Annotated in this window: 1 protein-coding gene; it reads right to left on the bottom strand. The window is 43.4% G+C overall.

All coding sequences use genetic code 11. From position 1 onward, the window contains the following. The coding region (locus D7X55_RS42365; protein ID WP_147470557.1) for a tetratricopeptide repeat protein at positions 1–347 on the bottom strand (347 nt) is incomplete at its 3' end. Between the last annotated feature and the right edge of the window lie 47 nt (positions 348–394).

Genomic DNA, 394 nt, shown 5'->3' with positions numbered 1-394 from the left:
CTATAGATTTGTGCCAGATCAATTAGAACGTCTGCTACCTGCAAGGAATCATGACCGAAGGCTTTTTCTCTCATTCTCAACAAGCGTTTGAAGAGCGGTTCTGCCAATTTATAATTGTGTTCTTCCTTATAGAATGCCACTAGATCGAAGAGTTTTGCAGCTACATTCGGACTATCAGGACCACTAGACTTCTCGCTTCGAGCTAATGAGTCTTTGAGGCGTCTCTCTTTGTCCATTGAATATTCATTTGCTCGCGTTTTGGGCTGTATCATTCCTTCAGAAACTATCCTATTTTTGTCCTGCCAGATTTTGAAGCCACCAATAACGCCGATGGCAAGCAGAAGCATCAAACACAGCCCTATAGCTTTAAGCGACCGCACAGACTGGCATGTTT

This window comes from Corallococcus sp. AB049A, assembly GCF_003668885.1.
Lineage (GTDB): Bacteria > Myxococcota > Myxococcia > Myxococcales > Myxococcaceae > Corallococcus > Corallococcus interemptor.
Note: the sequence above shows the minus strand (reverse complement) of the source record. Positions and strands in the feature narration are given on the sequence as shown.